This window comes from Bradyrhizobium sp. P2_E8, assembly GCF_056403875.1.
In genome coordinates this window covers 1-1,523 of sequence record NZ_JBFUES010001377.1, presented here as the reverse complement: position 1 = coordinate 1,523, position 1,523 = coordinate 1, and the positions used below count along the sequence as shown (strand labels likewise).

The following is a 1,523-nucleotide window of genomic DNA, read 5'->3' as shown; positions in this document are numbered from 1 at the left end:
GGGCGAAGGCGAGCCTGAAGATCAGATTCTCGCTGTACAGCATCGCGATGATGGTGCCGATGCCGGCAGCGATCACACCGAGGATCAAGATCTTGCGGTCGGTCGAGGTGAAGTCCTTGTGGTGGATCGCGGCGAGCACGATGGCGCCGACGGCACCCATCGCGCCGGCTTCTGTCGGCGTGGCAAGGCCCATCATCATGGTGCCGAGCACGACGAAGATCAGCACGGCCGAGGGGATGATGCCCATCAGGCACTTCTTCCACAGCGGCCAGCCGGTCAACGTGCGCGCGTCCTTCGGCACCGGCGGCACGTGGCCCGGCTTGATCAGGCCGAGGATGAAAGTGTAGCCGGCGAACAGCATGATCTGGAACACCGAGGGGCCCCAGGCGCCGAGATACATGTCGCCGACCGACTTGCCGAGCTGGTCGGCGAGCACGATCAGCACCAGCGAGGGCGGCACCAGCTGCGTGATCGTGCCGGAGGCGGCGAGCACGCCGGTGATGTAGCGCATGTTGTAGCCGTAGCGGATCATCACCGGCATCGAAATCAGCGCCATGGCGATCACCTGCGCCGCCACCGTGCCGGTGATGGCGCCGAGGATGAAACCGACGATGATGACGGAATAGCCGAGACCACCGCGGATCGGGCCGAACAGCTGGCCCATCGAAGCCAGCATGTCCTCAGCCAGCCCGCATCTCTCCAATATGGCGCCCATGAAGGTGAAGAACGGGATCGCGAGCAGGAGCTCGTTGGAGAGCACGCTGCCGAACACGCGGCCGGGAATCGCCTGGAGGAAGTTGAGATCGAAGAAGCCGAGATGGATGGCGAGGAAGCCGAAGGAAAGGCCGACGGCCGCCAGCGTGAAAGCGACGGGGAAGCCGATCAGCATCGCCAGAACCAGGCCGCCGAACATCAACGGCGGCATCATCTCCAGCGTAATCATTGGGTCGGCCTCTCGTACTTGGCGTCGATCGTCACATAGCCCTGGAGAGCCGCGATACGCTTGATGACTTCGGAAACACCCTGGAGCGCCAGCATCACGAAGCCGGCGGGGATCACGAACTTGATCGGCCAGCGGATCAGGCCGCCGGCATTGGCCGACGTCTCGCCGACGCTATAGGCCTGCATGAAGAACGGCCAGGACAGATAGGCGAGCAGGAGACAGGAGGGGATCAGGAAGAACAGAGTGCCGATCATGTCGAGCCAGAGCTGGCCCCGCTCGGACAGGGTCAGGTAGAAGATCTCGACCCGCACATGCTCATTGCGCTTGAAGGTGTAGGCCGAGCCGAACATCACGAGGATGGCGAACATGTACCATTGCAGTTCCAGCCAGCCGTTCGACGAGTCGTTGAAGGCGTAGCGGATCATGGCGTTGGCCGCGCTGACCAGGCACGCCAGGAGCACGAGCAGGTTACAGACGTACCCAATCTTTTCGTTGAGGGCGTCGATGGCGTTGCTGAGCGCCAGCAATGGACGCATCTTACTTTCTCTCCGTCGCGGCCTAACACATCACGGGAGGCTTC

The 1,523-nt window shown here is 62.7% G+C and carries 2 protein-coding genes; both read right to left on the bottom strand.

The features are described 5' to 3' along the window. A partial coding sequence (locus tag AC1D00_RS40625) for a TRAP transporter large permease (RefSeq protein WP_477014577.1) occupies positions 1-943 on the bottom strand: 943 nt, incomplete at its 3' end. Further along, on the bottom strand, positions 940-1,479 hold the full coding sequence (locus tag AC1D00_RS40620) for a TRAP transporter small permease subunit (protein WP_011086532.1): 540 nt from the start codon (positions 1,477-1,479) through the stop codon (positions 940-942). The genes AC1D00_RS40625 and AC1D00_RS40620, both read right to left, overlap by 4 nt. Positions 1,480-1,523 lie beyond the last annotated feature (44 nt).